Origin of the sequence: Nitratireductor soli, assembly GCF_001050155.1 — a bacterium.
GTDB classification, from domain to species: domain Bacteria; phylum Pseudomonadota; class Alphaproteobacteria; order Rhizobiales; family Rhizobiaceae; genus Nitratireductor; species Nitratireductor soli.
Window position 1 is genome coordinate 269,216 of the sequence record NZ_LFVY01000004.1, and the last position, 24,789, is coordinate 294,004.

A 24,789-nucleotide genomic window follows, 5' to 3' on the forward strand; every position below is an offset into this window, starting at 1 on the left:
GGGTGCGCGCGCATGAAGTTCACCAAGCTGCGCCTTCTCGGCTTCAAATCCTTCGTTGAACCGAGCGAATTCGTCATCGAGAACGGCCTGACCGGTGTGGTCGGGCCGAATGGCTGTGGCAAGTCCAATTTGGTCGAAGCCCTGCGCTGGGTGATGGGCGAAAGCTCGTACAAGAACATGCGCGCCTCGGGCATGGACGACGTCATCTTCTCTGGATCGGGCACCAGGCCGGCGCGCAACACGGCGGAAGTGTCGTTGTTCCTCGACAACAGCGACCGCACCGCGCCCGCCGCCTTCAACGATGCCGACGAGTTGCAGGTGTCGCGTCGGATCGAGCGCGAGGCGGGTTCCGTCTACCGCATCAACGGCAAGGAAGCGCGCGCCCGCGACGTGCAGCTTCTGTTCGCCGATCAATCGACCGGTGCCCGTTCGCCGTCGATGGTTGGACAGGGGCGGATCGGCGAGTTGATCCAGGCCAAGCCGCAGGCGCGCCGCGCTTTGCTGGAAGAGGCCGCCGGCATTTCCGGCCTGCATTCGCGCCGCCACGAGGCCGAGCTGCGCCTGCGTGCCGCCGAACAAAACCTGGAGCGCCTTGACGATGTGGTCGGCGAGCTGGAAACCCAGATCGACAATCTGAAACGCCAGGCGCGCCAGGCCTCGCGCTTCAAGAAACTGTCGGCCGAGGTGCGCAAGGCGGAGGCGATCCTGCTGCATCTGCGCTGGTCGGCCGCCAAGGCGCAGGAGGCCGAGGCCCAATCGGCCTTGTCGCAGGCGACCGTCCATGTGGGCGAAAACGCCGGCAGCCAGATGGAGGCGGCCAAGGAACAGGCGATCAGCGCCCGCAAACTGCCCGAGCTGCGCGAAGCCGAGGCTGCCGCCGCAGCGGCGCTGCAGCGCCTGACCATCGCCCGCACCCAGGTCGAGGAAGAAGCGCGGCGTGTCCGTGCTCGCACTGAAGAATTGCGCAAACGCATCGAGCAGTTCGACGCCGACGTGGCGCGCGAGGAGCAGATGGTGCGCGACAATGCCGCCGCCCTGGCGCGGTTGGCCGAGGAGGAGCAGGCGCTTGCGCAGGCCGAAGCCGGCGCGGACGGACGGGAAGTGCAATTGCGCCAGGCTTTCGAGGCCATTGCCGGCACGCTGGCCGAGGCGGAAGAGGCGTTGTCGCGGCTGACCGCCGAGAAGGCCGAAGCTTCGGCGACGCGCAATCAGGCCGAGCGGGCGATCCGTGAACAGACCGAGCGGCGCGACCGGCTGGCGCGTCAACTGGCCAATGTGGACGCCGAACTGCAGGAAATCGCCGGCAAGATCGCCGGATTGCCCGACCCCGCCGAAAAGAAAATTCTGGTCGACCAGGCAGCAGCGCGGCTGGAACAGGCGGAGGCCGAAGCGGCCGCTTGCGAAAGCCAGGTGGGCGCTGCCCGCGAGGCCGAGAACGCCGCCCGCCAGCCGCTGCAGGAAGCGCGTTCGGAATACGGTCGCATCGAGACCGAGGCGCAGACGCTTCGCAAGATATTGAATGCGGGGACAAACGACCTGTTCCCGGCTGTGCTGGAGCAGCTGCGCGTCGAACGCGGGTTCGAAACCGCGCTCGGCGCGGCGCTGGGCGAGGACCTGGACATTCCGCTCGACGACGCAGCACCCGCCTATTGGGGACCGGCCGAGATCGCCGCCGACGATCCGCGCCTGCCGGCGCAAGCCAAGCCGCTGAGCGACGTGGTGAAGGCGCCCGAGCAATTGGCGCGGCGGCTGGCGCAGATCGGCATCGTCGCGCCGGAGGACGGCGACCGATTGCAGAGGGCATTGAAGCCCGGCCAGCGGCTGGTGGCCAGGGATGGGGCCTTGTGGCGCTGGGATGGCTATCGCGCCAGCGCCGACGCGCCGACGGCGGCGGCCCAGCGGCTGGCGCAGAAAAACCGCCTTGCCGAACTCGATGGCGACACGGTCGAGGCGCTGGCGCGCGTGCGGGCGGCGGAGGCGACGCTTGCGGAGGCCGAGATCGCCGTGAAGGCGACGGTAGAAGCCGAGCGCAGGGCGCGAGAGGACATGCGCGAGGCGCAAGCGGCGCTTGGCCGCGCGCGCGACACGCTGGCAAGTGCCGAACGGGCCGCCGGCGAATTGTCGAGCCGCCGCGCCGGTCTGGACGAGGCGCGCCTGCGGCTTGCCGAAGACCATGCCGAGGCGGAGCGCGGCGTGGGCACAGCCGAGGCTGCCCTGGCGGCGGCGCCCGATCTGAGCGATTTGCAGACGAGCCTCGACCGGCACGGCGCCGACGTCGCCGCCAAACGGGCAGGGGTGGCCGAGGCACGCGCCGCCCATGAGGGGCTCAAGCGGGAAACGGAGGTCCGGCGCAGGCGGCTCGAGGCGATCATCGCGGAGCGCCACAGCTGGCAATCGCGCGCCGAGAATGCGGATCGACATACGGCGGGGCTGATCGAACGGCGCGCGGAGACAGTCGCCGAAATGCACAAGCTGGCGGAGGCGCCTGACGAAATCGAGGCGCAGGGCCGAGCGCTCCTCTCGCAGATCGCCCAGGCGGAGAAGGTGCGCAAGGAGGCGGCGGACCGTTTGCAGGAGGCGGAAAACCGCCAGGCCGTGCTCGACAAGAAAGCGACGGACGCCATTCAGATGTTGTCATCGGCGCGCGAACAGCGTGCCCGCAGCGAGGAGCGCGTGACGGCGGCAGAGGAGCGCCGCAAGGAGGCCGAGGCGCGCATTCAGGAAGTGCTTGCCGTGCCGCCGCATCGCGTCCTGGCGCTGGCCGAGCTGGAACCGGATGCGCCGCTGCCGCACCTGGACGACGTCGAGCGCAGCCTGGAGCGCTTCAAGATGGAGCGGGAGCGGCTGGGCGCGGTCAATCTGCGCGCCGAGGAAGAACAGCAGGAATTGACCGAGCGGCAGGGAAGCATCGTTTCGGAACGCGAGGACGTGGTCGAGGCGATCCGCAAACTGCGCACGGCGATCCAGAGCCTCAACAAGGAAGGCCGCGAGCGCCTGCTGGCGGCGTTCGATGTGGTCAACGCGCAGTTCCAGCGTCTGTTCGCGCATTTGTTCGGCGGCGGCACCGCCGAGCTGCAGCTCATCGAATCCGACGACCCGCTTGAGGCTGGGCTGGAGATCCTTGCCCGCCCGCCTGGAAAGCGGCCGCAGACCATGACCCTGCTTTCCGGCGGCGAGCAGGCCCTGACGGCAATGGCGCTGATTTTCGCCGTCTTCCTGACCAACCCGGCGCCCATCTGCGTGCTGGACGAGGTGGACGCACCGCTCGACGATCACAATGTCGAGCGCTTCTGCAATCTCATGGACGAGATGGCTTCATCGACCGAAACGCGCTTCGTCGTCATCACCCATAATCCGATCACCATGGCGCGCATGAACCGGCTGTTCGGCGTCACCATGGCCGAGCAGGGCATCAGCCAGCTCGTCTCGGTCGACCTGCAGACCGCCGAGCGCCTGCGCGAGGCAAGCTAGCATCTCGCGGCGCAGCAGGGGATCGGCGCTATGGGGCGCCACGTTCACGTGTCGCTCCAGACGGCGAGTTCGTTGCCGGCCGGATCGGTAAAATGAAACCGCCGCCCGCCGGGGAAGGAGAAGATCGGCTTGACGATCGTCCCGCCGGCTTCTTCCACGGCCTTCGCCGTGGCCTCCAGTTCCGAGGAATACAGCACCGGCAGCGGCTTCTGCACGGCTTCGGCGGGATTGCCGTCAAAGCCGCCGTCCAATCCTTCGCTGAAAGCGGCATAGCTTGGGCCGTAATCGGTGAACGACCAGGAGAAGGCGCGGGCATAAAATGCCTTGACGCCGTCGATCCTGCCGCCGCCCGCGGGCATTTCCAGGTAGTCCAGCTTGCCGGTCTCGCGCATGAAATTCTCCTTGGTTCATGCTTTGTTCTTATCATATTGGTGGAGAATCGCAAGACGGAACCAGCCGTTTGCGTCACGATCGATCGACGAAGCAATGTTGTGCCCGGATGACTGGCCTTGCATATTTCCCTTTGCAGCGGGCTTAGACCGGTTCAGCGTTTCATAGAAGCGCTGAACCGGTCTATCTCATTGTTTTTCCGCATTTATGCGGACCTCGGATGATTCCACCTGACTGCAAAATATTCTACAGCGCCGCGCGTCTTATCAGACGCGCAAAAGACGCTGTAACATCTTGAAGTGATGCATGTTCGTTATCATTCAAATGAATCCATTTGAATGCGACATGCACTAGGCATGGAACAGGATGAGCGCTGTTGAGATGAAGCTTGGAGCGAACCGATGACCAACCGATTGTCATCGCGTCTTCTGGCGATCGTCGATGCGCTTCCCTTGAAACCCGGCATGCGGGTGCTTGAGATCGGTTGTGGGCCGGGCGCCATAGCACGCGAGATCGCCAGCCGCGTCGGTGACGGCCACGTCCTCGCCATCGACCGTTCCGCCAAGGCGATCATCCAGGCCACAGCTGCTTCGGCCCCGCTGATCGCCTCGGGCCGTCTTTCGCTGCGCCGGGCCGTCGCCGAAGAGTTTCAGTTGATGCCGGGAGAGGCATTGTACGAACTCGCGGTTGCCGTGCGTGTCGGCGCCTTTGATGGACGGCACCCGGAGATCGAACGCCAGGCCAAGGCACACATAGCCGCTGCGCTGACAGACAGGGGTAGGCTTTTCATCGATGGCGGCGATCCGCTGCAGGAAATAGAGCTGCGGATGTGATGCGCGGCGGCCTCGAACAGGTGGCGGCCGTTGATGCTCCAACCCGGTTGGGCGGACACAACACCGTGCTCAACCGATGCCGGTTTATCGCTTCATCGCGGCGCGCTTTCGCTGCAATGCAGCAATCGTGTTGTCCAAATGAAGAAAATCCTGTTTCTTCAATCGATATAGCGGCGGATCGGCGCCTCGGCGGCCTTGCCTTGAGGGGCGCTGGCCCTTAACGCTGCCTCCGGTGACCGGCGGGTTTCTCTGCAGACGCCGGCATCGAGACCGGAAGGGGAAAGCGGCATGACCAAGTGGGTCTATGTGTTTGGCGACGGGCGTGCCGAAGGCAGCGCGGGCGACAAGAATTTGCTCGGCGGCAAAGGCGCCAATCTGGCGGAAATGTGCAGCCTCGGGCTGCCGGTGCCGCCCGGCTTCACGGTGACGACCGAGCTCTGCGCCCACTACTACGCCAATGGCAGATCCTATCCGGACGAGTTGAAAATCCAGGTCGAGGCGGCGTTGGAGGAGATCGGCAAGGTTGCCGGCCGGCGTTTTGGCGATGCTGAGAAGCCGCTCCTGGTTTCGGTGCGCTCGGGCGCGCGCGCCTCCATGCCCGGCATGATGGACACGGTGCTCAACCTCGGCCTCAACGACGACACTGTGGAGGCCGTGGCGGCGGAGGCGGGCGATGCGCGCTTTGCCTATGACAGCTATCGCCGCTTCATCCAGATGTACTGCAATGTCGTGCTGGGTCTCGACCATGATGTGTTCGAGGAGATTCTCGAAGAGGAAAAAGCCCGGCTCGGCTACGAGGTCGACACGGAGTTCACCGCCGACGACTGGCGGAACGTCATCGCGCTGTACCAGGCGAAGATTGAAGCCGAGCTCGGCGCTCCGTTCCCACAAGATCCGGCCGAGCAGCTTTGGGGCGCGGTTGGTGCGGTGTTTTCTTCCTGGATGAACCCGCGCGCCGTCACCTATCGCCGTTTACACGACATTCCCGAAAGCTGGGGCACTGCGGTCAACGTGCAGGCCATGGTGTTCGGCAACCGGGGTGACGATTCGGCGACCGGCGTCGCCTTCACCCGCAACCCGTCGACCGGCGAAAAGGCACTTTACGGCGAGTTCCTGGTCAACGCGCAGGGCGAGGACGTGGTGGCCGGCATCCGCACGCCGCAGAACATCACCGAAACGGCACGGCTGGAGGCCGGCTCCGACAAGCCGTCGCTGGAAAAGCTGATGCCGGAGGCCTTTGCCGCCTTCATGACGATCGCCGATACGCTGGAGCGGCATTACCGCGACATGCAGGACCTGGAGTTCACCATCGAACGCGGCAAATTGTGGATGCTGCAGACGCGCTCGGGAAAGCGCACGGCAAACGCGGCGCTGAAGGTCGCTGTCGATATGGCCAATGAAGGTCTGATCACGCGTGAACAGGCCGTGGCGCGCATCGATGCCGCCTCGCTCGACCAGTTGCTGCATCCGACCATCGATCCGAACGCGCCGCGCGACATCATCGGCATCGGCCTGCCGGCCTCGCCGGGTGCGGCGACAGGCGCCATCGTCTTCTCGTCGGAGGCGGCGGAGGAAGCCAAGGCCGAGGGGCGCCCGGTCATCCTGGTGCGCGTCGAGACGAGCCCGGAGGACATTCACGGCATGCACGCGGCGGAAGGCATTTTGACGACCCGCGGCGGCATGACGAGCCACGCGGCGGTCGTGGCGCGCGGCATGGGCAAGCCCTGTGTCTCGGGTGCCGGATCGCTCCGCGTCGACCACAAGATGGGCACGCTGATCGCCATGGGCCAGAACTTCAAGAAGGGCGACGTCATCACCATCGACGGCGCGACGGGGCAGGTTTTGAAGGGCGCCGTGCCGATGCTGCGGCCGGAGCTTTCGGGCGATTTCTCGACCATCATGGGCTGGGCTGATGCAGCGCGCCGCATGAAGGTGCGCGCCAACGCCGAAACGCCGGCGGATGCGCGCACGGCGCGCTCCTTCGGCGCCGAGGGCATCGGCCTTTGCCGCACCGAGCACATGTTCTTCGACGACGGACGCATCCTGGCGATGCGTGAGATGATCCTTGCCGATACGGAGAGCGAGCGACGGGCCGCACTTGCCAAGCTCCTGCCGATGCAGCGCTCCGACTTCGCCGAGATCTTCGAGGTGATGGCCGGCCTGCCGGTGACGATCCGCCTGCTCGACCCGCCGCTGCACGAATTCCTGCCGAAGACGCAGGAGGAGATCGCCGAGGTGGCGGCCGCCATGGGCGTGCCGGCCGAGAAGCTGCGCCAGCGCACCGAGGCCTTGCACGAATTCAACCCGATGCTCGGCCATCGCGGCTGCCGCCTCGCGGTTTCCTATCCCGAGATCGCCGAAATGCAGGCACGCGCCATCTTCGAGGCGGCGGCCGAAGCCGCTGCCAAGGCCGGCGCGCCGGTGGTGCCCGAGATCATGGTGCCGCTGGTCAGCATGTTGAGCGAGCTTGATTTCGTCAAGGCCCGCATCGACGCGGTGGCCAAGGAGGTGATGGCAGAGAGCGGCGTGGAGATCGGCTATCTGGTCGGCACGATGATCGAACTGCCGCGTGCGGCGCTACGCGCCGACGAGATCGCCGGCAGCGCCGAATTCTTCTCCTTCGGCACCAACGACCTGACCCAGACCGCTTTCGGCATCTCGCGCGATGACGCGGCCTCGTTCCTGGAAACCTACCGCGCCCGGGGCATTATCGAGCAGGATCCGTTCGTGTCGCTCGACGTCGACGGCGTTGGCGAATTGGTGCGCATCGCGGTTGAAAAGGGCAGGGCGTCGCGGAGCGACATCAAGCTCGGCATCTGCGGCGAGCATGGCGGCGATCCGGCATCGATCCGCTTCTGCGAGACGGTCGGCCTGGACTATGTGTCCTGCTCGCCATTCCGCGTGCCTATCGCCCGGCTGGCCGCCGCCCAGGCGGCGATTGCCAAGGCCTGATCGACGTCAGGCTGGCTCGATCGTCACGCGGTTGCGATATCGAGTGTCCCGATCTCGGGACGCTCGTACCCCAGCGCACGACATCGTGTCGCGGCACGTCGCTTTTGCATCGCCCCGCAGGGAGCATCCGCTTGCTGTACTGGCGGAAAGTGCCGGTCTCAATGGGCCCGGTCGAGTGCCGTCATCAGGTCGGCATAGGCGCTGACGATGCGAGCCACCGGCAGGTTGCTGGTTTCGATGCCCTCCACCTGCAGCGAGCCGCCGTCGGCTTTCTGCACCACCAGTGCAAACACCGGGCTGTTGGACGTTTCCAGCGCGACGGCAGCGACCCAGTCGCAATCGTCGACGCCGTCGAGGCGCATCTGAAACAGAAGGCGGCCTTCAACCTGTTCAAGCGCCTGCCGCACCGTGCCTTCGAAACCCAGTGCAACGCAATCCTGATGTTTCAAGGCCAGTTCCAACTCGACAAGCTCCAGCGATGTGGAAAGTGTCTCTGCCGTTTCCAGGAGCGATGTTTCCATTTCAGGAACCTCACATCTTCTCCCACGCCCGCCCATTAGCACATCATATTGTCCCGTCGAGCGTGGCCGCAATATGGCGGCTTATGCCGTGGTAAGCGCAAGCTGAAGGAGCTGCTTCCGGCAAGGTTCTCGTCGGCCGCACTGAATCACTTTGCCAAACACGGGCCACAAGCCTCTGAAATTTCATGGCATATTGTTGAAAAGCAATTCCCGTTTTCATGGCGATGCTTTATGAGAACGGTTCTTTTGGCGGCATCTGGTGCTTGGTACGATCCATGACGGCAGTTCTACGACAGCAGAAATCTTCCGTTGGCTTGTGGAGCCGCGGGCTCTCGATTTTCGCTGCGGTGCTGTTTGTGACCTCCAGCCTCGCGCATCGCTTCGGTCTCACCGAGACGGTGCCGTTTTTCTGGCTGCTGGGTCTTGCGGGCATCATCGCCGCCCTGGGCCTGGCTGTCGGGCTTCTGGCGCTGGTGCAGGCATGGGAACACGGGGTGGGCGGCGCTGACCGGGCGGCGGTCGGTATCGCGGTGGCGCTATGCGTCCTGGCGCCCTACGGCATCTCGTTGGCGCGTCTTATCGAACATCCCCGTCTCGTCGACATATCGACCGACATTGCCCACCCGCCGGCATTGATCGCCGCTGAACGGATGCGCAGCGGCGCCATGAACCGCATCGTGCCGATTACGCCGGAAGCGGGTCTTCTGCAAAGAGAGCACTATCCGGAAATCACCGGCCGTCGATACGAGCATGCCGCCGAGAACGTGATACAGCTCGTGCGGACGATGATGATGGAGCGCAACTGGCAGCCAAGCCAGCAGGGATTGGCTGGCCTGGCAGGTGCGGCGACGACGATCGAAGGCCAGGCGATTTCGTTTTTTCTTGGCTTTCCAGCCGATATCGCCATCCGCGTCGAAGACGACGAGGCCGCCACCTTCGTCGATATGCGGTCGGCATCGCGCTATGCGAGGCATGATCTGGGCGATAATGCCCGGCGCATCGGCCGGTTTCTCGATGATCTCGATCAGCGCATTGCGGAGCAGGCAGGCGTCTGAGGTCTTCGACACCCGGATGCGCTGTCTGACCGAAACAGATGGTACCCATCCGTTTCGATAAGTCAGCCCACAAGCTATTGATCTGGTGGGGCGATTTTTCCTAACAGATGAGGACCATCTGTTAGGATCGCACCACTAGCACGCAGCAGTCACTCCATCGTCAGGCCGGCAGATAGACCGCGTCGATCGACGGCTCGCCCTCGGTTCTGACCATGCCGCGCGCGGCCATGTCCTCGAGATGCGCCAGGACAGACAGGGCCGCCGCGCCATGCAGGCGGGGATCCGTGTCGCGGTAGATCGCACGCACCATTTCATTGATCGCGCGGTCGCCGCGCGTAATCCGCTCCAGGATGGCCCGTTCACGCATTTTGCGGTGCGCCTTCAAACCGCGCAAGAAGCGCGGCGGACGGGTGACCGGGCCGCCATGGCCGGGCAGCAGGAGCTGATCGTCGCGTTCGAGCAATCGATCGAGCGACGCCATATAGTCCGCCATCGCGCCATCGGGCGGCGCGACGATTGTCGTTGCCCATGCCATCACATGGTCGGCCGAGAACAGGATGCCGGTGCCTTCCAGGGCGAAGGCCGCATGGTTTGCCGCATGCCCCGGCGTATGGATGGCACGCAGCGCCCAGCCATCTCCGGCCACCAGCGCCTCGTCGGGTAAGGCAAGCGTGGGCATGAAATCCGTGTCGGCGCTGGCATCGAGCGGATTGATCTCACCGATCCGCATGGGCCGGGCCGGCCGATGCGGGCCCTCCGCGCAGACCAGTGCACCGGTCGCCTCGGCAAGCCGCGCGGCGAGCGGCGAGTGGTCTCGATGCGTGTGGCTGACCATGATATGGCTGACGGGCCGCCCATTGATCGCCCTCAGCAGCGCCTGGAAATGCGCCTCGTCTTCGGGGCCGGGGTCGATCACCGCGAGAGACGAGCGCCCGACGATGTAGCTGTTGGTGCCGTGAAACGTGAAGGCGCTCGGATTGTTGACCGTCAGGCGCAGGACATCGGGCGCGACCTCGACCGGCTCGCCATAGGCCGGGTCGAAACGGGTTTCAAATTCGAGGGCCATGGCGGAAGATCCGGAAAGACGGGAATGGCGAAGCGGCGCACACCGGTGCGGTTGCCGCATATCATGGAAGCGCTTATAGGAGAACCCAAGCGCGTTCATTTGCGAGGCGCATCGATGGAGGAACGATGTCCCTGGCGATTGCCCGCAAGACACCCCGTCTCGCCGCGCTGACCGGTATCGACAGGACGCGGCAATTCGGTGCCGCGCGCTTCATTCCATCTGACCTGACCAAAGTGGAGTTGGCGGCCTGCCTGATGCCCGCGACCAGCGGGCTATCGCGTGGCTGGACCTCCCGCAAGGGTGAGTGCCTTGCCCTTTAATTGCCGTTTTCGGTGTTAAGAGCTTTGATCGGGTCAGGTGGGGATGTCTGACCCGGTTTGTTTTGAAGGGGATATCGATGGCGGTCTTGGTGACCGGAGGCGCCGGCTATATCGGCAGCCACATGGTTTGGGAGCTTGTCGACAATGGCGCTGAGGTGGTGGTTATCGACCGCCTCAGCACCGGCTTCGACTGGGCGGTTGCCGAGGCTGCGACCCTGGTGGTGGGCGACGTCGCCGACCAGGCGCTGGTTGAGGAGACCATCAGGCAGCACGGTATCGATTCGATCATTCACTTCGCCGGTTCCATCATCGTGCCTGAATCGGTCGCCGATCCGCTCGGTTACTACCTGAACAACACGGTGAAATCGCGTGATCTGATCGAAAGCGCAGTCCGCTGCGGCGTGAAGCATTTCATCTTTTCGTCAACCGCCGCAGTCTACGGAAGCCCGGAAGCGTTTCCCGTCGATGAGGAGGCGAGGTTGCAGCCGGAATCGCCCTATGGCACGTCGAAGCTGATGACCGAACTGATGCTGCGCGACTGCGCGGCAGCGTATGATTTCACCTATACGGCGTTGCGCTACTTCAATGTCTCCGGCGCCGATCCGCAGATGCGGACCGGCCAGTCGACGAAAGGCGCAACGCATCTGATCAAGGTGGCATGCGAGACGGCCACGGGAAAACGTCCGTATATGGAGGTGTTCGGCACCGACTATGACACCCCGGACGGCACCTGCGTGCGTGATTACGTGCATGTCTCCGACCTGGCGAACGCGCATTATCTGGCGCTCTGCCGGATGCGTGCCGGCGGCGGCAGCTTGGTGGCCAATTGCGGCTACGGTCGCGGTTACTCCGTGCTCGAGGTGATCGACGCGGTAAAACGGGTGGCCAACACCGATTTCGACGTGCGCGTCGGCGGTCGGCGGCCGGGTGACGCCGTTGCCATCGTCGCCGGCGCCGAACGCTGCCGGCGTGAGCTTTCATGGCAGCCGCGCTACGACGATCTCGACCAGATCGTCGGCCACGCTCTTGGCTGGGAAGCCACGCTTGCACGGCGCAACCGCCAATGACCTATCGAGCGGTCAACAGGCTTTTCACCTTCGTCACATTTGCCGCGCCGCCGATCCTCGGATCCGTGGTCAGTTTCGTCTGGCATGGCGGCGCCCTGTGGTGCGCCTTCGAGATACTCACCGGCCGGCGCCAGGTCAGCCCGGACCGGGTGATGCGCTTCATCGCACTCATGATGGCCATCTACGTGGCGGCCAACATCATGTCCTTCTTTGCCAATGGACCATCCCTGGAGCGCGCCCTCAAGCTTCTGCCCCTGGCGACGTTTCTGCTGTTCCCGTTTTCCTACTCGGTCTGGTCCGTTTCCGACAAGGACGCAATCGCCCGGGCCGCGATCCTCGGCAGTGCCGCCGCCGGCCTGGGGGCGCTGATCTTTGCCCTTGTCCAGAACTATCTGATCGGCGCGCGGGCGGAAGGCGCGGCGGGCAACGCGCTGGTGTTTGCCTATGTCGTCTGTCTGGCGGGGCTTGTCTGCCTTGCTGGCGCCTTGACCACGGAACGTGTGCGGTCGCGTCTTCTGCTGATCGCCTATACGGCGAGCTTTCTCGCGGTGATCTACTCCGGCTCGCGCTCGGTTTGGGCCGTGATGATCGGCGCAACCGTGCTCGTGCTCGTCATCTGTCGGCAAAGGGTATGGCAAATCCTTGAGGGCAGGTTGCTTGCCGTCGTGGGCGCCATGTTGCTGGTCGGCGTCCTGACATCCGGGCTGATCCTGCATCGCGTCGAACTGTTGAGCGAAAATTGGGACAAACTGGCCCAGGGCGGAAATTACGATACATCGCTTGGCATGCGGGTGGCCCTGTGGGAGATCGCCGCCAAGATGTTCGTCAACAGGCCGTTCCTGGGGTATGGCCTGCATAACACGGTCGATCTGATCCGCCAGCATCTGACCCTGGACTACGCGCTCGATGCCGGGTTCACCCATTTTCACAACGGGTTTCTGACGGCCTTGATCGAAGGCGGCGTCTTCAGCGGCGGCGCGGTCCTGGTTATGTTCGGCGCCGTGCTGACCGTTTCCGTCCGCACACTGCGCAGCAATGCGGATGAAGTGGCGCGTTTCGGCGCCTTGCTGCTTCTGATTTTGTTCCTGGTCTATGCGGGCGGCGGCATGGTGAATCTGATCTTCGGACACGACATCATCGACAGCGTGTTCATGATCTTCCTCATCACCGGCCTTTATCTTGCCGTGGGCACATCCATGCCGGCGGCATCGCTGGGTGACGGGCGGCCCGCCACCGGTGAGGCTGCCGATCAGACGCGGCCGTAGCGGTCTTCCAGCCGTACGATGTCGTCTTCGCCGAGATAAGAGCCGGACTGCACCTCGATCAGCTCCAGGGGGATTTTCCCCGGATTCTCAAGGGCGTGGATTTCACCCAGCGGGATGTAGGTCGATTCGTTCTCGCTGAGCATGATGGTCTCGGCGCCCTTCAGCACTTTCGCCGTTCCGCGCACCACGACCCAGTGTTCGGCCCGGTGATGATGCTTTTGCACCGACAGTTTGGCACCGGGCTTGACGGTGATGCGTTTCACCTGATGGCGGTCGCCGACATCGATGGAATCGTAATTGCCCCAGGGCCGGTAGACCTTGCGGTGATTGACGGCCTCGCTGCGTTTTCCCGCCTTCAGCTTGTCGACGATCCGCTTGACGTGCTGGACCGCATCCTTGCGGGCGACGAGGACGGCATCGGCCGTTTCGATCACCACCAGATCCTCGACGCCGACCACCGCAACGAGACGCTTGTCTGCGGAAACGATGGAGTTTTTCGAGGCGACCTGCAGCACGTCGCCGCTCAGCGCATTGCCGTCGGCGTCCTTGTCCATGGCCTCCCAGATCGCCGACCACGAACCGATGTCGTTCCAGCCGGCGTCCAGCGGCACGACGGCTGCCTGATCGGTTTTCTCCATCACCGCGTAATCGATCGAATCGGCGGGACAGGCCTCGAAGGCGGCGCGCGCGGGCCGAACGAACTGGGCGTCGGTCTGTGCTGCCGCCATCGCGGTTTCGCAGGCATCGAGGATCGCCGGCGCATATTGCCGCAACGCCGCCAGATAGGCGCTGGCGCGGAACAGGAACATGCCGCTGTTCCAATAGCAGCCGCCGTCCTTCAGGTAGGATTTGGCGGTCTCCAGGTCGGGCTTTTCCTCAAAGCCTGAAACGGCAAAACCCTGCTCGCCGATCGGCGCGCCGCGGCGGATATACCCGAAGCCGGTTTCAGGCGTCTTCGGCACGATGCCGAATGTGACGAGCCGGCCATCGGCGGCCAGTTGCTCGGCCTTCTTCAAGCCTGCGTGAAATGCCGCGATATCCTGCAGGAGATGGTCGGCCGGCATGACCAGCAGCAAGGGATCGTCTTCGCCGCGCGTGGCGTAGAGCGCCGCGAGCGCGATCGCCGGCGCCGTGTTGCGGCCGGCGGGTTCGAGAACGATCGGCGAATTCTCGATGCCGTCGAGGCGCAATTGCTCGGCGGCCAGGAAGCGATGCTCCTCATTGCAGACGACCAGCGGGGCGGGACCGCCAAGCCCGGCGAGCCGGCGCACCGTCTGCTGCAGCATCGTGCTGTCACCCACCAGGGTGCAGAATTGCTTGGGGTAATGCTCGCGCGAAACCGGCCAAAGCCGCGTTCCCGATCCACCCGCCATGATTACCGGCAACAACATGAAACGTCCTTCTCAAAAATTTAGACCGCTCAAAGCATCGCCGGACGCCAGAATTATGGTTGCCGACGCGGTCGCATTGCAAACCCATTGTCGGCGCCGACGTCGCCGGCCCTGCCATCACTGCCAGTCCTGCCATCACTGATTGCGTCCCCCGGATGATGGATTTGAAACATTGATATGGGGTGTAGGCAATCGATCCATCATGGGATTTATCACCGTAAATGAGGATAGGGCGATACCGCCAGATGGTTTTTTCTCCCCATCGATGACTTGCCTGGTCGCCGCAAAGGCTTGGGTCCTTAGCCCTTTGCGTCGATCCGCTTGGGTTCGACGGGGAGAAGCCGGCACATTGCCGGCCATTCAGTCCCCGCCTGCCGAACCGGGCCTATGCTCGTTTCCAGGAACGCAAGGAACAGGCCGACATGGACCAGACCGCAAAGCTCGATCTTCCCTACATCATGCCCTCGCAGGCGCAAAAGCATGTCACCCACAACGAGGCGCTGCGCCTTCTCGACGGGCTGGTGCAGATGTCCGTCCTGGACCGCGACCTGCCGGACCCGCCGGTTTCGCCTGCCAATGGCAATTTGTATCTGGTGGCGGCGGGCGGCAGCGGCGCATGGGCCGGGTGGGACGCCGGCATTGCCTATTACGTCGACGGCGCCTGGCAACGGCTTGCGCCCAGGCCCGGCTGGCGCGCCTGGGTCGAGGATGAGGGAAAACTGATCGTCTTCGACGGCTCCGGCTGGCAGGTCCTGGGCGGCATTCCCGAAAGCGGCGCGGAAATCCAGAATGCCGCCCTTGTCGGCGTGGGCACCACGGCCGATGCGGCAAACCCGTTTTCGGCCAAGGTCAACAAGGCGCTGTGGACAGCACTCTATGCCGCCGAGGGCGGCAACGGGGATCTGTTCTATACGATGAACAAGGAAGCCCCCGGCGGCGATGTCGGGTTCCTGATGCAAAGCGCCTTCGTCACCAGGGCCCTGATGGGCCTGTTCGGCACCGATGACTGGCGCCTCTCCGTCTCGCCCGACGGATCGACGTTCCACGACGCCATAAGCGCCGACGGCGACAGCGGCAGGGTTCTGCTGCCGGGCAATGGGAAATTCCTCGGCTATCTGGACTACGACCAGTATATCGCCGCCGACGCCTGGACGAAGGTCGCCATCAACGACACCGATTACAACGACCAGGGCGTTTTCGACGCCGGGACGGGCCGGTTCACCGCGCCCGCCGCCGGTCTCTATTATTTCGGCGCGGCCATCGGCTGGAAGCAGAACAACACCAATGTGCCGGCCGCGGCCAAGGCGAAACTGGTGCGCAACGGCGCGGTCGACCTGACCGCGCCTCTGGTGGCGCCATCCCTGTCGGCCATTGCCACGGATGGATCGGAGGCGGTCCTGCATCTCAATGCGATGGCGCAACTGGCCGCCGGCGACACGGTCGAACTGCAGCAGATTTTCAGCGATCTGGACGGCTATGTGCCGCAGACGGTCACGCGGTTCTGGGGAAGCTGGGTGGCCTGAAGCGGCGCGCGACGACAGCACCTTCGCCATCGTCGACAAAACTCATCGAAACCCGCGCTTGTCGCAGGCGCGGGCTTCTGCTATCCACCGCCTCGCCCGGCTTTGGGGCGTCGCCAAGCGGTAAGGCAACGGTTTTTGGTACCGTCATTCGCAGGTTCGAATCCTGCCGCCCCAGCCATGACCTGTTTTATCAATAAAATCAGCCACTTAGGCGAAGTCAAAAAATACCGTGTGTTACAACCGCGTGGGTGATCCACATGGCATTTCGCATGTGGAAATCGTGCCGGAGAATCGTGCGGCGCGAATCTTGACAAGCTGACTCTGCTTAGGGAAGTTGCCGCTGGGCAACATCATTTGGGGACTGATCTTGAAAAATCTCGTCATTGTGGCGGCGGCGTTTACGCTCGCCGGGTGCATCACCGGGCCTGAGCAGCTAGCAAGCCAGACGCCGCCGACAGCGGCCATGAAGCGGAACATAGCCGACGCGGCGCGGGACGTGGTGCGCGATCCGTATTCGATCCGTGACGCCGAAATCTCGTCGGTGATGCCGGTACGGGCGGCTCCTATGTTTGCGTCAAGGCGAACAGTAAGAACGGGTTCGGCGGCTATGTCGGCAGGTCCGGCTATACGGTTTTCCTGAAGGGCAATACGCCGGTGAAGGTCACGGCCAACAACGCATGGTGCCAGAACCCGAACATTCGCTATTACCCCTTCCGCGAGCTTGAGGCGCTGAAGGACATTTAGGCGAGAGAGCAATGGGCAGACCACCACCGACAAAGTCCTTCGACATGAGGGTGCCGACCGACCTATACGAAAAACTGCTTTTCGATATAGAGCGGTTGCGGTCGGCGCGCTCATCCGCCGATTCCAAATATGCCGCGTTCGACTGCGCTGTTGACGCATGGCATCTTGTGGACTGGACGTTGCACTTCGTTGACGATGCCTCATATGAGCGACTGTCAGGCTACAAGCGCAACGGCCCGAAAAAGGGAAACCTGACGATTGAGGCGAGCTTTGCGGTGACACAAGCGGACCGTCTTCCCGCGTTGAAGTTCTGCCACATGCTCGCAAACAGCGTGAAGCATCGCGAGGTCCGCACCGATTTGATGCCCAATCTTTGGAGCGGAAGCACCGCGATCTTGTCATGGTCGGAGCCGAAGGAGGGAACCGGCGAGCGTTCGGTGAAGGGCATAAGCCTGCTCACCTACGTCACAGTAGACGACAAGCGCTACAATGCCCTTGAGCTTTTCGAAGACATGGCAGACCAGTGGCGAACATTTCTCATCGAGGAAGGAATATTTGAGTTCCGGCCGGAACCGCCTGAAGACGAATAAGCTCGCCTTCGACGGGACTTACTCCACGCACATTGCCTTCTGCTCATACAGGCCGAACTGATATTCAGCCGTGAGTTTCCCGCCGCGCTCTAGGGAATAGATTATCGTCTGGTCATCGTTGAAGCAGACCGTCCTCGTATCGATCTGCCGGCAGTCGAGGCGCTTCCCGCTCGATTCCAGCAACAGCGATGTTCCGTCGAGGTCGATCTGAAATTGATGGCTGGCCATGTCTACAGGAATCCCCATCGACTGGTAGGCCGTGCATCGAAGCACCTTGGCCGACGCGAGCGCCGGGTGCGCTATAATCGCCAGTGCAGCAAGCGCCCAAAGCCAACGGATCATTTCCCCTTCACTCCCCTGCCTTCATCATAACATAGGCATTGCGCGTCGGTGCACCCCCATCTGCTTAATGCAAGAAGATTGCCACCAGCACGGCGAGGCAGTCAAGGATTTTGTTCCTATTTTGTTCTCCCCGCCGATTGTGCTTGATTGATCATGATGCCTGGGCATAGGCTTTGTAACGGGCAATGTTTCGGGGAAGAGCAGACGATGGGGTTTTTCACACGCGATTGCGTTCGATGCGGAGTGAAGGGCGTGCAGATGCGCTCAGCCGGCTGCTCTTTTTACGATGGATTGAACGCCGAATTGCAAATGGTTTGCTCGGCCTGTGATCGGTCAAGCCTTTATGAAGGACAGCCTAACTTCGACATTGAACAAGCGGTCGATTTTGATAAGCGAGGCCGGTATTTTAGCCGAACGCCGATTTTCGTCGTTCCTAGCCCACCAAACATTTCTACTGACATTCCGGTGCGAATTGCCGATCTGTTTCGCGAAGCCTCTAAGGCTCGCCGAATGAACCTCTTTGAAGCGGCTGGAGCGATGTTTCGTAAGACAGTCGACGTTGCAACCAAACATATCTATGCGACCGATTCTCGTCTTCAGGGAAAGAACCCAGCCGATGCGCCACGCTCTAGAATCCGTGCTCTGGGCGAGATGAGGATTCTGGATGCCGATATAGTGGAACTGGCGGATGTGGCCGTTCTCGACGGCAACGACGCCGCTCATGATGTTGATCCATACACAGCCGAGGAAGCCGAAGCACTGGAAGATTTAACTACCGATCTCCTTGATCGGTTATTTATGCGGCCAGCGAAATTGGCGGCTGTTAAGGCGAAGCAGATAGCTGCCGGACAACGGAAAGCATAGAAGCCCGCCGGTGTGAGCGACGGGCTTCTGGTAGGTCGGTGAGGATCGTTAAAATTGACATCCTGCCGTTTGCGCCATCGCAAGCTTTGGTTCCTACCTTGCTCGCCATGCAGGCTTGGAAACGATCAGGATCGCGAGAGGTCTATCATCGACCTAGGAAGGCACGCCGCCCCTCGGTGCGGGCGCTACTGGTCAGCCTGACGCTCGTGGGCGCAGCCGGCGTTGGCTATACGTCAAACGGTGCCTCGCTCGATCATGTCTGGTCGGCGCTGCCTGGATCAGGCTGCAATATCAAGGGCAATATCAGTTTCAATACCGGCGAACGCATCTATCATGTTCCGGGCCAAGAGCACTATGCCGAGACACGGATTCGCCTGGAATATGGAGAACGCTGGTTTTGCTCCGAAGGTGAGGCGCGCCGGGCGGGCTGGCGACAGTCGCGGAAATGAAAAAGCCCACCGAGTGAACGGTGGGCTTTATGCGCTTCTTGCTTGTTCCGTATGGCCAGCCGGAAGACCTACGGTCCTCAGGCGAAAGACAGGTCCAGCCTACCCCGCCTTCTCGATCAGTCCACGCAATTCATCGACCTTCGCCGTGAGCAGCGCCTGATTGCCGCGGGTTTCCACATTGAGACGCAGCAGCGGCTCGGTGTTTGAGGCGCGCAGGTTGAAGCGCCAGTCGTCGAACACCATGCCGAGACCGTCAATGGTCTCCAGTTGCGGGTTTTTCGGCATGAAATGATCGGAAACCCGCGCCTGCGCCGTCTTGGCGTCATCGACGGTGAAATTGATCTCGCCGGAGCAGGGATAGGCGGCGATGCGCTCCTCCAGCCGGTCGGCCAGCGTGGCGTCGCCTTTCGACAGTTCGGCGACCACGTCGAGCCAGGCGAGCATGCCCGAATCGCAATAGGAAAAATCGCGGAAATAGTGGTGCGCGCTCATCTCGCCGCCATAGACGGCGTTTTCCTCGCGCATCATCTTCTTGAAATAGGCGTGCCCCGTGCGGCACGGCTTGGCGACGCCGCCGGCCTGTTCGACCATCTCGATCGTGTTCCAGATCAGGCGCGGATCGTAAAGGACGGTGCTGCCGGGCGCCTTGCCGAGCAGGCTCTGCGCGATCATGCCGACCAGGTAATAGCCTTCGACGAAGCGGCCCTTGTGATCATACAGGAAGCAGCGGTCGAAATCGCCGTCCCAGGCGATGGCGAGATCGGCGCCATGCTCGATCACCGCCTGGCTGGCCTTGGCGCGCTTTTCCGGCAGGAGCGGGTTGGGAATGCCGTTGGGCAGAGCCGGGTCGGGCTCGTGGTCGATCTTGATGAAGGTGAAGGGCAGGTGCTTCTCCAACAGGTCGATGATCGGTCCGGCGCAGCCATTGCCGGCGTGGCAGACGATCTTCATCGGCTTCAGCTTCTGGCCGGCCACTTCATGCAGGAGCCGCTCGATATAGGCATCGCGGTCGCAGACCGGCAGGAGGCGGCCGCGCTCATCGTAGTTCGCCGCCGTCGCGAGCACGGCATCGGACCGCATGATCGTCTCGATCGGATTGAAGGCGTTGTCGGGCGTTGCCGCCGACGCGCCCTTCAGCACCATCTTGATGCCGTTATAGTCCATCGGATTGTGGCTGGCCGTCACCATAAGGCCTGCGTCGGCGCCGCTGGCGGCGGTATGGAAGTACACTTCCTCCGTGCCGCAGCGGCCGACCGGCCGCACATCGACGCCGCTGTCGAGCAGCCCCTGCACCAGCGCCTCGGCGAGCCCGGGACTGTCGCTGCGCATGTCGTGGCCGACGACGACCAGGCTGGGGTTCAGGCTCTGCTTCAGGGCCTGCGAAAAGCGATAGGCGAAGGGGACATTGATTTCCGCCGGAATGCGGCCGCGAACGTCATACGCTTTGAAGGGGGCGCCCATACTGTCTTTCCATTTCTACGATTGCCGCGTCGGCTGAACACTATTGCCTGATTGTCGACCATTGCAGCGATTGATTGACTTTTTATTAGATGCCGGCCGCGCCGCCAAGAAGCGGTGGAGGAACGCGACGGTACAAAACCCGCATGGCGGCAACGTGGCGCCGTCGCCTGGGTTGCATCATTTCCATTCACCTCGTGTAACAGCGAAAGTGGCAGTTTGAATGACGCAGCGTGTTGCGCAAACGCCCCGGCGTCCCTATTCAACGGACGGGGTTTCGCGGAATCATCCCCCGCATCTGATTGGGCAAACAATGCAATTCATCGATCTCGGCGCTCAGCGTGAGCGCATCAAGGACAAGCTTGCGACCGCAATCGACAAGGTTGTGGCCGAAGGGCGGTATATTCTCGGGCCGGAAGTGGCCGCTTTCGAGCAGGAAATCGCCAAATATGTCGGCGCCAAGCATGCGATCGCCTGTGCCAACGGCACCGACGCGCTGCTGATGCCGCTGATGGCCTATGGCATCGGCCCGGGCGACGCCGTGTTCTGCCCGAGCTTCACCTTTGCCGCGACCGCCGAAGTGGTGGTGCTGGCGGGCGCCGAACCGGTTTTCGTCGAGATCGATCCCGACACCTACAACATCGATGCGAAAAGCCTCGTGGCGGCGATCGAGCAGGTCAAGGCGGAAGGCCGCCTGACGCCGAAGGCGATCATTCCCGTCGACCTGTTCGGCCTGGCCGCCGATTACGTGGCCATCGAGGCCATCGCCGCGCGCGAGGGGCTGCGGGTCATCGAGGATGCCGCGCAGGCGATCGGCGGGACGCTCGGCAACAAGCGCTGCGGCGCCTTCGGTCATGTGGCCTCGACCAGCTTCTATCCGGCCAAGCCGCTCGGCTGCTACGGCGATGGCGGGGCGATGTTCACCGACGACGATGAACTGGCCGAGGTGCTGCGCTCCATCGCCTTCCACGGCAAGGGCGCCAGCCAGTACGACAATGTGCGCGTCGGCCTCAATTCGCGCCTCGACACCATCCAGGCGGCGATCCTCATCGAGAAGCTCGCCATCCTGCCCGACGAGATGGACGCACGCCAGAAAGTGGCCGCCCGCTATGCCGATGGCCTGGGCGATGTGGTGAAGGTGGCGCGCATCCCCGACGGCTATCGCTCGGCCTGGGCGCAATACGCCATCGAGACCGACCGCCGCGACGCGGTTCGCCAGCGTCTCTCCGCCGAGGGCATCCCCTCGGTCGTCTATTATGAGAAGCCGCTGCATCAGCAGAAGGCCTATGAGATGTTCGGCCGGGCGCCGGGCGGCCTGGCCGTTTCCGAGACGCTGCCGCAGCGCATTCTGTGCCTGCCGATGCACCCCTATCTGGATACGGCGGACCAGGATCGGATCATCGAGACGATCCGCGCGGCGGTGGCCGCCTGAGCGCCTTCGCGCCTGAATGAAACAGCGAAAAGGCCCGTGAAAACGGGCCTTTTCGCTGTTCTGAAATGCCTTTCCCCCATTGCCGGAAACAACGCAAAAACCGCCTCGCAAACCGGGGTCGGCTTGGGCACCTGCGCCTTGAGAGGCGTGAAAGGCGCATGGTACCTCAATGTCAGGATCCGGCAGCTCCCATGCCGGCCGAACCCAAGCTGTTTGCGAAGGCGAAGACATGCCGGTAGCCCTTACCCATCTCGACAGGCTGGAAGCCGAGGCGATCCACATCTTCCGCGAAGTGGCGGCGACCTTTTCCAACCCGGTGATGCTCTATTCCATCGGCAAGGATTCCTCCGTCCTGATGCATCTGGCGATGAAGGCGTTCTACCCGGCCAAGCCGCCCTTTCCCTTTCTGCATGTGGATACCACCTGGAAGTTTCGCGAGATGATCGAATTCCGCGACCGGATGGCGGAACGCCTGGGCTTCGATCTTCTCGTACACGTCAATGAAGAGGGCGTGCGCGACGGCATCAACCCGTTCGACCATGGGTCGAACACCCATACCCATGTGATGAAGACGGTGGCGCTGCGCCAGGCGCTCGACAAATACGGTTTCGACGCCGCCTTTGGCGGCGCCCGGCGCGACGAGGAGAAGGCGCGCGCCAAGGAGCGCATCTTCTCCTTCCGCTCTGCCGGCCACGGCTGGGATCCGAAGAACCAGCGCCCGGAAATGTGGAAGATCTACAACACGCGCGTTGCGCCAGGTGAATCGATCCGCGTCTTCCCGCTGTCCAACTGGACCGAGCAGGACATCTGGCAGTACATTCTTCAGGAAGATATTCCCATCGTTCCGCTGTACTTCGCCAAGAGGCGGCCCGTGGTCGAGCGCGGCGGCATGACCATCATGGTCGATGACGAGCGCATGCGCCTGCAGCCCGGCGAGACGGTCGAGGAGCGCATGGTGCGTTTCCGCACCCTCGGCTGCTACCCGCTGACCGGCGCCATCCCATCGACGGCGACGACGCTGGAGGAGATCGTCGGCGAGATGCTGACGGCGCGCACGTCGGAGCGGCAGGGACGGCTGATCGACCGCGACGAGGCTGGCTCGATGGAAAAGAAGAAGCGCGAAGGGTATTTCTGATCATGCTGACAGCCAACAGCGCGGCTCTGAGAGAAGACAATGTCGTCGACATTCGCGACTATGTGGCGGGGCAGGAAAACAAGGGCCTGCTGCGTTTTCTCACCTGCGGATCGGTGGATGACGGAAAGTCGACGCTGATCGGCCGTCTGCTCTACGACACCAAGCTGATCTTCGAGGATCAGCTTGCGACCCTCGAGCGCGATTCGAAGAAGCACGGCACGGCCGGCGACGGCATCGACTTCGCGCTGCTGGTCGACGGGCTGGAGGCCGAGCGCGAGCAGGGCATCACCATCGATGTCGCCTATCGCTTTTTCGCCACGCCGAAGCGCAAGTTCATCGTTGCCGATACGCCCGGCCACGAGCAGTACACGCGCAACATGGCGACGGGCGCCTCGACCGCAGATCTCGCCATCGTCCTGGTCGATGCCAGGCAGGGCATCCTGCCGCAGACGCGGCGGCACTCGATGATCGCCTCGCTGCTCGGCATCCGCCACATCGTGCTCGCAGTCAACAAGATCGACCTCGTGGATTTCGACCGGCAGGTGTTCGAACGCATTGCCGAGGAATACCGCGCCTTTGCCGAGGATCTGGGTTTCGACACGATCCAGCCGATTCCCATCTCGGCGCGTCATGGCGACAACATCATCGTTCCGTCGAAGAACACGGCCTGGTATGGCGGACCCTCGCTGATCGCTCATCTGGAAACCGTCGATGTCGACGCGCGCGTCGAGGACCGGCCGTTTCGCTTTCCGGTGCAGTATGTTTCGCGGCCCGATCTCGACTTTCGCGGCTTTTCCGGCACGGTCGCTTCCGGCCGCGTGGCGCTTGGCGACCGCGTGACGGTGGCGAAATCGGGCAGGCAATCGCGGGTCAAGCAACTGGTCACCCATGGCGGCGACCTGAGCGAGGCCGTCGAAGGCCAGGCTGTGACCATCGTGCTGGAGGACGAGGTGGAGTTGTCGCGCGGCAACATGCTGGTGGGCACCGAGGGGCGCCCGCATGTGGCCGACCAGTTTGCCGCCAATCTCGTCTGGTTCGATGAAAAACCGCTTCTTCCCGGCCGCGCCTATATCCTGCGCACCGAAACGGACGAGGTCAGCGCCACGGTCAGCCAGCTCAAGCACCGGCGCAACATCAACAATTTCGCCCAGGAGGCCGCCACCAGCCTGGAGCTGAACGAAGTCGGCGTCTGCAATTTTTCATTGCAGGCGCCGATTGCCTTCGACGCGTTCAGCGACAACCGCGCCACCGGCGCCTTCATCCTGATCGACAGGCTCACCAACGCCACGGTCGGCGCCGGCATGATCCTGCGTCCGCTGCGCCGCGCCGCCAACATTCATTGGCAGGCGCTCGACGTGACGCCGCAGGCGCGTGCCGAGATCAAGCACCAGAAGCCGGCGGTGCTGTGGTTCACCGGCCTGTCGGGGTCCGGCAAATCGACCATCGCCAATCTTCTGGAGAAGAAACTGCACGCGTCGGGCCGCCACACCTATATTCTCGATGGCGACAATGTGCGCCACGGGCTCAACCGCGATCTGGGCTTCACCGATGAGGACCGGGTGGAAAACATCCGCCGCGTTGCCGAAACGGCGAAGCTGATGGCCGATGCCGGGCTGATCGTCCTGGTGTCGTTCATTTCGCCATTCCGTGCCGAGCGGCGCATGGCGCGCGAACTGATGAACGACGGCGAATTCGTTGAAGTTTTCGTCGACACGCCGTTTGATGAGTGCGCCAAACGCGATCCGAAGGGATTGTATGCCAAGGCGCTGAAGGGCGAGATCCAGAACTTCACCGGCGTCGATTCCCCCTATGAGCCGCCGGAAAGGGCTGATATCCACGTTTCGACCGTCGGCCGCGCGCCCGAAGATCTGGTCGATCAGGTGGAAGCCTGGCTCAAGGAACGCGGCTATTGCTGAAACCC

Annotated in this window: 20 protein-coding genes and 1 tRNA gene; 15 read left to right on the forward strand and 6 right to left on the reverse strand. The window is 63.0% G+C overall.

Going from position 1 to position 24,789, the window contains the following annotated elements:
* Positions 1-12 precede the first annotated feature (12 nt).
* Positions 13-3,471 (forward strand): chromosome segregation protein SMC, encoded by a 3,459-nt coding sequence (smc, locus tag AB843_RS06910; RefSeq protein WP_048646061.1) that lies wholly within the window; start codon positions 13-15, stop codon positions 3,469-3,471.
* 44 nt (positions 3,472-3,515) lie between these two features.
* On the opposite strand, the gene AB843_RS06915 is transcribed toward smc, so the two are convergent.
* On the reverse strand, positions 3,516-3,863 hold the full coding sequence (locus AB843_RS06915) for a VOC family protein (RefSeq protein WP_048646062.1): 348 nt from the start codon (positions 3,861-3,863) through the stop codon (positions 3,516-3,518).
* Between the two features lie 399 nt (positions 3,864-4,262).
* Here AB843_RS06915 and AB843_RS06920 point away from each other — a divergent pair, with 399 nt between their 5' ends.
* Together AB843_RS06920 and ppdK are read left to right on the forward strand one after the other, a co-directional pair.
* Entirely contained in the window at positions 4,263-4,694 is a 432-nt protein-coding gene (locus AB843_RS06920; RefSeq protein WP_048646063.1) for an SAM-dependent methyltransferase, read from the forward strand.
* A 288-nt stretch (positions 4,695-4,982) separates the two neighbouring features.
* Positions 4,983-7,646 (forward strand): pyruvate, phosphate dikinase, encoded by a 2,664-nt coding sequence (ppdK, locus tag AB843_RS06925; RefSeq protein ID WP_048646064.1) that lies wholly within the window; start codon positions 4,983-4,985, stop codon positions 7,644-7,646.
* Positions 7,647-7,804: 158 nt separating this feature from the next.
* On the opposite strand, the gene AB843_RS06930 is transcribed toward ppdK, so the two are convergent.
* A complete protein-coding gene (locus tag AB843_RS06930; protein WP_048646065.1) occupies positions 7,805-8,167 on the reverse strand; it encodes a hypothetical protein in 363 nt (120 codons plus the stop codon).
* A 356-nt stretch (positions 8,168-8,523) separates the two neighbouring features.
* On the opposite strand from AB843_RS06930, the gene AB843_RS06935 reads away from it, so the two are divergent.
* Positions 8,524-9,222 (forward strand): DUF1499 domain-containing protein, encoded by a 699-nt coding sequence (locus AB843_RS06935; protein ID WP_244467915.1) that lies wholly within the window; start codon positions 8,524-8,526, stop codon positions 9,220-9,222.
* Between the two features lie 160 nt (positions 9,223-9,382).
* On the opposite strand, the gene AB843_RS06940 is transcribed toward AB843_RS06935, so the two are convergent.
* The gene (locus AB843_RS06940; protein WP_048646066.1) at positions 9,383-10,288 is read right to left on the reverse strand and encodes an MBL fold metallo-hydrolase; all 906 of its coding nucleotides are present in this window, start codon (positions 10,286-10,288) and stop codon (positions 9,383-9,385) included.
* Between the two features lie 125 nt (positions 10,289-10,413).
* Here AB843_RS06940 and AB843_RS06945 point away from each other — a divergent pair, with 125 nt between their 5' ends.
* The 3 genes from AB843_RS06945 to AB843_RS06955 all read left to right on the forward strand — a co-directional run bounded on the left by AB843_RS06945 (position 10,414) and on the right by AB843_RS06955 (position 12,940).
* Positions 10,414-10,608 carry a hypothetical protein gene (locus tag AB843_RS06945; protein ID WP_048646067.1) on the forward strand — a complete coding sequence of 65 codons (195 nt, stop codon included), beginning with the start codon at positions 10,414-10,416 and terminating at the stop codon, positions 10,606-10,608.
* A 77-nt stretch (positions 10,609-10,685) separates the two neighbouring features.
* The gene (galE, locus tag AB843_RS06950) at positions 10,686-11,675 is read left to right on the forward strand and encodes a UDP-glucose 4-epimerase GalE (RefSeq protein ID WP_048646068.1); all 990 of its coding nucleotides are present in this window, start codon (positions 10,686-10,688) and stop codon (positions 11,673-11,675) included.
* On the forward strand, positions 11,672-12,940 hold the full coding sequence (locus tag AB843_RS06955; RefSeq protein WP_048646069.1) for an O-antigen ligase family protein: 1,269 nt from the start codon (positions 11,672-11,674) through the stop codon (positions 12,938-12,940). Before galE ends, AB843_RS06955 begins: the two co-directional genes overlap by 4 nt.
* Here the strand turns inward: AB843_RS06955 and AB843_RS06960 are convergent.
* Complete coding sequence (locus AB843_RS06960; RefSeq protein WP_048646070.1) at positions 12,925-14,331, reverse strand: mannose-1-phosphate guanylyltransferase/mannose-6-phosphate isomerase; 1,407 nt, start codon at positions 14,329-14,331, stop codon at positions 12,925-12,927. The two genes, AB843_RS06955 and AB843_RS06960, sit on opposite strands and share 16 nt — an antisense overlap.
* 422 nt (positions 14,332-14,753) lie before the next feature.
* On the opposite strand from AB843_RS06960, the gene AB843_RS06965 reads away from it, so the two are divergent.
* The 3 genes from AB843_RS06965 (at position 14,754) to AB843_RS06980 (ending at position 17,188) form a co-directional block, all read left to right on the forward strand.
* A complete protein-coding gene (locus AB843_RS06965) occupies positions 14,754-15,854 on the forward strand; it encodes a DUF2793 domain-containing protein (protein WP_048646071.1) in 1,101 nt (366 codons plus the stop codon).
* Between the two features lie 103 nt (positions 15,855-15,957).
* Positions 15,958-16,032 (forward strand) — tRNA-Gln (locus AB843_RS06970).
* A 577-nt stretch (positions 16,033-16,609) separates the two neighbouring features.
* A complete protein-coding gene (locus tag AB843_RS06980; protein ID WP_157384445.1) occupies positions 16,610-17,188 on the forward strand; it encodes a hypothetical protein in 579 nt (192 codons plus the stop codon).
* A gap of 18 nt (positions 17,189-17,206) precedes the next feature.
* Here AB843_RS06980 and AB843_RS06985 read toward each other — a convergent pair whose 3' ends face one another.
* Positions 17,207-17,530, reverse strand: coding sequence for a hypothetical protein (locus AB843_RS06985; RefSeq protein WP_048646074.1), 324 nt, complete (start codon positions 17,528-17,530; stop codon positions 17,207-17,209).
* 258 nt (positions 17,531-17,788) lie between these two features.
* On the opposite strand from AB843_RS06985, the gene AB843_RS24855 reads away from it, so the two are divergent.
* Together AB843_RS24855 and AB843_RS26090 are read left to right on the forward strand one after the other, a co-directional pair.
* Positions 17,789-18,394: a DUF4145 domain-containing protein gene (locus tag AB843_RS24855; RefSeq protein ID WP_244467921.1), complete on the forward strand. Its 606-nt coding sequence runs from the start codon at positions 17,789-17,791 to the stop codon at positions 18,392-18,394.
* Between the two features lie 38 nt (positions 18,395-18,432).
* Positions 18,433-18,843: a sunset domain-containing protein gene (locus tag AB843_RS26090; protein WP_244467916.1), complete on the forward strand. Its 411-nt coding sequence runs from the start codon at positions 18,433-18,435 to the stop codon at positions 18,841-18,843.
* Positions 18,844-18,942: 99 nt separating this feature from the next.
* Here AB843_RS26090 and AB843_RS07000 read toward each other — a convergent pair whose 3' ends face one another.
* The gene (locus tag AB843_RS07000) at positions 18,943-20,304 is read right to left on the reverse strand and encodes a phosphohexomutase domain-containing protein (protein WP_048646076.1); all 1,362 of its coding nucleotides are present in this window, start codon (positions 20,302-20,304) and stop codon (positions 18,943-18,945) included.
* A 310-nt stretch (positions 20,305-20,614) separates the two neighbouring features.
* On the opposite strand from AB843_RS07000, the gene AB843_RS07005 reads away from it, so the two are divergent.
* The 3 genes from AB843_RS07005 (at position 20,615) to cysN (ending at position 24,784) form a co-directional block, all read left to right on the forward strand.
* A complete protein-coding gene (locus AB843_RS07005) occupies positions 20,615-21,733 on the forward strand; it encodes a DegT/DnrJ/EryC1/StrS family aminotransferase (RefSeq protein ID WP_048646077.1) in 1,119 nt (372 codons plus the stop codon).
* A gap of 229 nt (positions 21,734-21,962) precedes the next feature.
* Positions 21,963-22,868 (forward strand): sulfate adenylyltransferase subunit CysD, encoded by a 906-nt coding sequence (gene cysD, locus AB843_RS07010; protein ID WP_048646078.1) that lies wholly within the window; start codon positions 21,963-21,965, stop codon positions 22,866-22,868.
* Between the two features lie 2 nt (positions 22,869-22,870).
* Positions 22,871-24,784, forward strand: coding sequence for a sulfate adenylyltransferase subunit CysN (gene cysN, locus AB843_RS07015; protein WP_048646079.1), 1,914 nt, complete (start codon positions 22,871-22,873; stop codon positions 24,782-24,784).
* Positions 24,785-24,789 lie beyond the last annotated feature (5 nt).